Here is a 7,238-nt window from a genome sequence, read left to right as displayed (position 1 = left end):
ATCTTTATCAATGATTTTTAAATTCTTTCCTTTAAATTGGCGCAATTCGGGGAAGTCTTTTAAATCACCGCTTTCACCCACACCCCAATAACTGCCGTTATAATCCAAGCTGAATACTTTTTGATAATCAAAATCGTATTTATTAAGAATATTTTTAATGGATAAAAGGGTGTTTCTGTCTGTCAGCCAATTTTGGGTCATTTGCCCTATGTTATTTTTGGCATCATATAAATCCAGTTCACCATTATTGTGCTGAGAATAATCCACGCCAATAAGTGCATAGGCATTGAGTTTGGCTAAAGCATAGCGATGCGCTATGCCTATCTCATTGTCTTGAACGGCTAATGCGGCGGTGGTTGCCTGAATTTGAAGGTTATCGTGCTTTGTCAGAGCTTGGAATATCTTACTTTCTTCCAATTCTGCAAGGTTTTCGTGATAATTCACACGAGAAGGAGCTTCTTCATTATCATCACCAACCAAAGTATCATTGGTTTTATTTAAAATCAATTGACGGAACTGGTCTAAGGCTTTTTCTAAAGAAGATTCAGTTTCATTGCTGGCTTGGCTTAATAAATCATTTAATGTTTTTAACGTTAAATTTTTGTCTAATTTTCCCAATAAATTGCCAAGTGCCAAGGTATCGACAAGTTTATAAATAGAATGGTTTTGATAAATTAAAATGCTGCTTTCTTCATTAAATATTTCTTGACGTATGCCGATTTGGTTAAACCACCAATCATTGGTGGTTATGCTAATGCCATTTTCAGCAAAATAGTTATTCTGCCCTTCATAAAATTCACTGCCACCTGTTTGCAGCAAGAAATCAAGTTGTTTAAAAAATAGCTCACTAATAATATTAAATCCTGCACTGTTATATGTATAAACATCTTCAATATTTACCATACCACCAAAAAATCTTACAAATACACTGGCTAAATGTCCGCCTAAACTATGCCCGTTTACGTGAACACTGGTTACGCCGACTAATTCACCAGTGCCTTCGGCATCGTCAGTTTGGTATAAAATAGGTATCACTTCACCAGCAATAGGTACAAGTTTGAATTGCTGAACCATTTCACCTTTAGGTGTGGTTATACGCTTCCACCAATTAATCATATCGGTGATTTGCTCGGTTGCTGCCCATTTTAAGGCTAAATCATCATCATCGGCGAAATCCGCAAATCCCAGTGATCCTTGGAATGAAATATAAACTTCCCCTGAATAAAGTGTACCCAATTTACCACGCCAAACTGTGGCATCAAAGCCTGAACCAACAATATCGCCTGTTTCTTGTTGGGTGATAACCTCGAAGTTGTTGGCGATAAAATTGGCGACTGGTTCGGTCATGCGCTCTTTTAACGCACCAGCAAGTGATCCGCCTGCCAAATTTTCTACATAAGCGGCATCTGCCAAAAGGGCGTTGATATACGCATTGTTAATTTTGTTCATTTTAAAGCTCCTTATTTGTTAAGTCTAAGAGTTGAAGTAACGTGATTTAATTCATATAACGATTGAGGATAATTTGCATAACACTCGGCGTTTTGCCCAAAAACTATTGGTGGTGAACCTGATATAATGTGCCTAACAAGAAATCCTCCTTTGGCTCGATAAAAATTATAAAAACCATACTCCTCATTGGTTTCCATATCATAAAAATTGATTCGCCTGTTATAAATTGGAATAGCAAATCCAGTCAGATGATTACCAATATCATCTGAATAGACTTCCTTTCCCTTTATTTTTTCCCAATTCATATGATGGGCATTCGGGTCTTGGCATAGTTTCCGAAATTGCCAATAACCAACAATTTCATCGCTTACGGGTAACAAAAACATCACTATCCAAAATAAAACAGTAGTAGGTATTTTCCAAATACCCATTTTATTTTTAAATTTTTTGAACAGTATATTTTGTACTTGATAGATAAATAAACAATACAAGCAGAAAACAACCAGCAATATAAAACCACCCATTGATTACTCCTTTTTTGAGTGTAGAAACTTATCTCTTTTTTAAGTACAAACAAGCTGCCTGAAACTACTCAATTTAATGCCAATATTTTCAGGCAGCCTGTTTATTAAAGATTTCCTGCCTTTCACCAATTTGGTTATGATACCAATCATTGGTGGTTATGCTAATGCCATTAACTGTATAGCAATTATTTTGGCTTTGATTAAATGAAGTCGTGCCCAGTTGCAATATTTCTTCTAATTCTTTAAAAAACTGCTTGCTTCTTTCTTTCAAAAATCCTGCGCTGTTGTAGGTATCAATCCCATCAATAGACACTGAGCCGCCGAAAATTCTTGCAAATGCAGCCGCCAAATGCCCACCTAAACTATGACCATTGATTTGAACAGCATCAACATCAAGCAATGTTCCTGTACCTGAAACCGATTTATCAAACGTAACACTATTGCCGGCATCATTTTCCAGTTCACAAATAAATTGTTTTGCCATCTGATCAATAGGTGTAATTGCACGCAGATACCAATTAATCATATCCATGATTTGATGACGAGCAGCAATATTTACTGCCAAATCAGCATCAGCTTTGTAATCAGCCGTAGAGCCAGGCTCTGTACCTCTGAATGAAAGATATACTTTCCCTGCATAATCTGTACCCGATTTACCACGCCATACAGTAACATCAAAACCTGAATAATCTCCGGTTTCAGATTCATCGAATTGGTCAATGACTTCAAAGTTGTTGGCAATGAAGTTGGCGACAGGTTCGGTCATGCGTTTAGCTAACTGTTTCGCAAGTGCTCCACCGCTCAATGTTGTTAAATTTGCTACATAGGCGGCATCAGCCAACAAAGCGTTGATATACGCATTATTAAGGTTATTCATTTTAAATCCTTCCGTTTAAGTGTTCTAAGAGTTGAAGTAACATGGTTTAATTCATATAATTTTTGAGGATAATTTGCATGGCATTCGGTATATCCTTCAAAAGATACTGGCTTGTAAGAAGAACCGATACGTCTGGCAAACCACCCCCCACTTGCACTATAAAAATTATAAAAACCGTATTCTTCATTAGTTTCCATATCATGGAGCGTTGTGTACTGATGGTAAATTGGAATAGCGTACCCAATTAAATAATCACTAATAGTATCATCATAAACCTCCTTTCCTCTTATCTTATCCCAATTTATGTAGTAATTATTTGGATCTTGGCATAATTTTTTAAATTGCTTTTCTCCGATAATTTCATCAATCACCAGCAAATGAAACATACCATACCAAAAAAATGGGTAAATTAAAAATCGCCATTTTCCTGCCCAACCGAATAAGAATTTTTGTATTAGCAATAAAAAACAAAAATACAAACAAAAAAATAAAACTAAAAATATTGCACTCATCAGTAGCTCTTTTCTTTAAGGTGCATAAAATTTATCTCTTTTTTAAACACAAACAGGCTACCTGAAAGCGCGGAAACCCCAGTTCCATGCTTTCAGGCAGCCTGTCTAGTAAATCTTGATCCATCGAATACATTACCCAATCCTCCCAAGGATACAGATAGATAACGTGATGCTGCTTAACATTTTTTGGCATACTACTCCCCTTTACTTCTGGTATGCAACGGTAAAATTAGGCTTTTTCACAATTTCCAAACAACATGCCACACTGCTGCCTCTACCCAGATAATTGTTGCCGTGATACAGGGTTTTAATAGCACTTTCTTCATCACCATCGCCGCCGTTTAACACATCATCGCCGTAATAGCCATACAAAGTATCATTGCCCAATAAAATATCGTTGCCCACGCCGCCATACAGCTGATCATTGCCTTGACCGCCGAATAATTCATCATCGCCCGCTTCGCCGTCCAAAACATCATCGTATTCATCGGCAGCCGCAACCTTTTCGTACCCTTCATCAATAGCAAAGTCACCCCACAATCGATCATTGCCGCTGCCGCCGATTAAATAATCATTACCGTGATACTGAACCGCAATAACACTTTCCATACCATCGCCTTCCAGCCAATCATCGTCGTCACCGCCATACAGCGTATCGTTATTGCCGCCGCCTCTGATTTTATCGTCGCCGCTGCCGCCGTCTAAATAATCTTTACCGTGATATTCGCCCGATATCGTATGAAAATAACCGGCTGAAGTTGTGCCATCGCTGTCCAGCCAATCATCACCGCCGCCGCCGTAAATCACATCATCGCCTGCCAATGCGGTGATCTCATCGTTGCCGTCTTTATTACCTTCTTCAAAATCATCACCCAAAATATAATCGTTTGCCCAACCGCCGATAATCTTGTCATTGCCGTTGCCGCCAACGATCATATCGCTTTCGCTAATATCGGTCTTGGTTTGAACACTGGCTAAACCATCCCAGCCCATTGATAGACTGCTGGTATAAATACCCCATAATGAACCGGCTTTAATGATTTCTTTAGCATCTTGGGGCGTTATCCATTGGTCTTTTTCACCGAGCCGCCGTGCAATACTTAAATAAGCACTGCTGAAAATAAAATCGTTGCCGTCGCCGCCGTAAATTTGATCTGCACCGCTGCCGCCGACCAATAAATCATCACCTTCATTGCCGTAAATAATATCGTCGCCATCTCCGCCGTCTATGGCATCATCGCCGTCAAAACCCTGCATCAAATCTTTTTCTGCCGAACCGCGAATCACATCGGCAAATCCGGACGAAAAAATACCGCCAACCAGTTCACCGGTAGCGGTGTCGTAATGCACTTTCGACCAATCATAATTATCGGGATAGTCACCTCTGTAGTTAGGATCATCGCTGTTTAACGGTGATTTTTGATCGCCGTTGTAAATTTTATAGCCGTCTTTGCTTTGCTCTTGGGTTTGCAATTCAATGCCGAGTACGCCGCTGTAGCCGTCTCCATTTGATGAGGCTTGCAGAAAATAATCTTTGATTAAAACCGAACTGCCGTCTGGGAGATACGAAATGGTTAAATCATTTTGCCCTGTTTTAAAAGCCAAAAACTTACCGTCGGGTTTGCCTTCTTCATTCAAACTTTCCCAGCGATTGCTGCCCGCAACAGTCTCAAACAATGGGCTGATGCTTTGTTGGCTGCCGCCTGAACGGGTTCTCATTGATGCACCGCCGTTGCTGCCAAACCAAATAACCCCTTTGCCGTCGATATCCAAAATGGTATCGCGCCCTTTGATATAATAGCCGTCAAATCCCATCCCGCCCTCTAAATAATCATCTCCTGCGCCGCCGTCTAACGTATCTGTGCCATCGCCGCCGTATAAATGATCATATCCCGCACCGCCGATTAAGGTGTCAGTGCCTGAGCCGCCGAATTGAATGGTTTGTTGTTCGCCGCTGCCATTGAATTCAACTGAAATTTGAGCATCTTTATCAATGATTTTTAAATTCTTTCCTTTAAATTGGCGCAATTCAGGAAAGTCTTTTAAATCGCCGCTTTCACCCACACCCCAATAACTGCCGTTATAATTTAAGCTGAATACTTTTTGATAATCCAAATCGTATTTATTGAGAATATTTTTAATGGATAAAAGGGTGTTTCTGTCTGTCAGCCAATTTTGGGTCATTTGCCCTGTGCTGTTTTCAGCATCGTATAAATCCAGTTCACCGTTTTGGTTATAATCTGCGCCCAATACCACAAACGAATTCAATTCTTTTAAAGCATAGCGATAAGCCAAACCGTTGTCATTGTCTTGGGTGAATTGTGCTAATGATGTAGTGGAATCAATCAATCTGATGCTTAAAGTTTGTGGGTTTTCTTTAAGCCAATTGATAATGGTTTCGGCATTATCAAAAATTTGCTCTGCTGAAGCATTGCTGGACGGAGCGGAGATGCCGAGTATTTTAGCCAATTTATCCAACAAAACATCAGCGGCTTCACGGTCTTTGTTATTGATAATTGCTGATAAATAATCAATTTCTTGCGGCGTTAAATTGTTGTCAACTTCTCTAAATACTAACTGCACCACATTTCTGCGGGCAAAATCCAATGTATTAAAATCCAGATTACCGTCTGCCAATTGAATTGCCCAATACAACGGTGCAAAAAGGCTACTCATTGATACAAGACCACTCATGCCAAAATCATCAATAAAATCAACAACAGTCCTCCCCAATGTGATAATTGCATCAGCCATACTGACAATCTGAGTAGGATCCTCATCCCGCACAAACACATCAGAATTGAACTTAATGCGGTCTTCCTGCCAAGCGGGGCCGCCCATGACCCAATTGGCATCATTCATAATCTGTGCCCAGCTGAAATTAATGGCGGCACCCATGTGGTAATCAATCACACTGAACAAAGAATCAATGGCAACAATCGGCGGCAATAAAGAATCCTGTAATGCCTTTTTGTAGCTGGCTTCGATTTGTTCGGTGTCAGGTAAAGTATAAATATTATCGCTGCGAGATTTCTCCAGTGCTTCAATATAGTTGGCTAAATGCTTTTGCCCAACTTCTTTAAAAATTTTGCCGCCCCAAATACGGTCTCCACCATTGCCACTGGTGTTTTCCCATTGAATGCGCACCATTTCATAAAATGCTTTCGCCAAAGGCGGCATACTGGCGGTATCATCTGAAACAATGCGGGCTGCCAAAAACGCATAAGCATCACCGCATTCACCCAAAATTCGCCATGCTTCGGCGGTTTGTCCGGCAGCGTATTTATCCTTAATATCTTTGAATGTATCTTGAGATATGATAATTGTGGACATGATATTTCCTGTCAAGGGTTAATTAACTTCAGAAGCAGTAGGAGAAACGATGTGATTGGCTTGTTGATATTGCAAGCCTTTTGTTTCAAATTCATGTAGCTTGGCAGATACTTTATCAGCCATAGCAACGGCATGATCTAATTGATTTGTTTGAAAATACATTTCTATCTTGAGCGTTTTAGGTTCCCGTTTCCAAGGAAACTCCAATGTACAACGTTCCCTCACGCCAATGCGGCAACCAATAAAATATTTGGGACATGACAACCAAACAAGGCATTAAAATGTCTAAAAAGGAGTCATGGCAATGGTTTGCAAGTACCAAAAAAGTTCGTCACTTTCTGATGCAAAAATGCGGCAAATTATCAAGTGTTTTTCGCTTGATTTAACTGCCTCTCAAACCGCAAAATTAACCGGAATCAGTCGTCAGTCAATCAATCGAATATACACAAAGATTAGGTTGCGAATTTTCACGTATTGTTTGCAAAATACGCCTTTCAACGGGGAATTGGAAGCCGATGAAAGTTACTTCGGTGCCAAGCGGGT

7 protein-coding genes and 1 pseudogene are annotated in these 7,238 nt (G+C 39.9%); 1 reads left to right on the top strand and 7 read right to left on the bottom strand.

Features of this window, described 5'->3' with window-relative positions; genetic code table 11:
- From Q384_RS10330 to Q384_RS13435, 7 genes are all read right to left on the bottom strand, one after another.
- Nucleotides 1-1,449 (bottom strand): alpha/beta hydrolase family protein (locus Q384_RS10330; protein ID WP_037587821.1); only part of this gene is annotated, 1,449 nt, incomplete at its 3' end.
- Between the two features lie 11 nt (nucleotides 1,450-1,460).
- Entirely contained in the window at nucleotides 1,461-1,973 is a 513-nt protein-coding gene (locus Q384_RS10325; protein WP_037587818.1) for a hypothetical protein, read from the bottom strand.
- An 88-nt stretch (nucleotides 1,974-2,061) separates the two neighbouring features.
- Nucleotides 2,062-2,850 (bottom strand): hypothetical protein, encoded by a 789-nt coding sequence (locus Q384_RS10320; protein WP_037587816.1) that lies wholly within the window; start codon nucleotides 2,848-2,850, stop codon nucleotides 2,062-2,064.
- Nucleotides 2,847-3,362, bottom strand: a complete 516-nt coding sequence (locus tag Q384_RS10315) for a hypothetical protein (RefSeq protein ID WP_037587814.1) — start codon at nucleotides 3,360-3,362, stop codon at nucleotides 2,847-2,849. The genes Q384_RS10320 and Q384_RS10315 overlap by 4 nt, the downstream gene beginning before the upstream one ends.
- 31 nt (nucleotides 3,363-3,393) lie before the next feature.
- Nucleotides 3,394-3,555, bottom strand: coding sequence for a hypothetical protein (locus Q384_RS13440; protein WP_156956544.1), 162 nt, complete (start codon nucleotides 3,553-3,555; stop codon nucleotides 3,394-3,396).
- A gap of 11 nt (nucleotides 3,556-3,566) precedes the next feature.
- On the bottom strand, nucleotides 3,567-6,695 hold the full coding sequence (locus tag Q384_RS14410; protein ID WP_037587812.1) for a calcium-binding protein: 3,129 nt from the start codon (nucleotides 6,693-6,695) through the stop codon (nucleotides 3,567-3,569).
- A gap of 18 nt (nucleotides 6,696-6,713) precedes the next feature.
- A complete protein-coding gene (locus tag Q384_RS13435) occupies nucleotides 6,714-6,902 on the bottom strand; it encodes a hypothetical protein (RefSeq protein WP_156956543.1) in 189 nt (62 codons plus the stop codon).
- 91 nt (nucleotides 6,903-6,993) lie between these two features.
- Between Q384_RS13435 and Q384_RS13810 the strand changes: the two are divergent.
- Nucleotides 6,994-7,238, top strand: a pseudogene (locus Q384_RS13810) (IS1595 family transposase); the annotation flags it as partial.

Source organism: Stenoxybacter acetivorans DSM 19021 (assembly GCF_000745895.1).
GTDB lineage: Bacteria > Pseudomonadota > Gammaproteobacteria > Burkholderiales > Neisseriaceae > Stenoxybacter > Stenoxybacter acetivorans.
The sequence above is the reverse complement of the archived record's forward strand: the minus strand, read 5'-3'. Positions and strand labels throughout refer to the sequence as shown.

Excerpts from the sequence above, each read along its gene's own strand:
- Q384_RS10325 (WP_037587818.1), bottom strand. The coding sequence starts at position 1,973 with ATGGGTGGTTTTATATTGCTGGTTGTTTTCTGCTTGTATTGTTTATTT.
- Q384_RS10320 (WP_037587816.1), bottom strand. The coding sequence starts at position 2,850 with ATGAATAACCTTAATAATGCGTATATCAACGCTTTGTTGGCTGATGCC.
- Q384_RS10315 (WP_037587814.1), bottom strand. The coding sequence starts at position 3,362 with ATGAGTGCAATATTTTTAGTTTTATTTTTTTGTTTGTATTTTTGTTTT.
- Q384_RS13440 (WP_156956544.1), bottom strand. The coding sequence starts at position 3,555 with ATGCCAAAAAATGTTAAGCAGCATCACGTTATCTATCTGTATCCTTGG.
- Q384_RS14410 (WP_037587812.1), bottom strand. The coding sequence starts at position 6,695 with ATGTCCACAATTATCATATCTCAAGATACATTCAAAGATATTAAGGAT.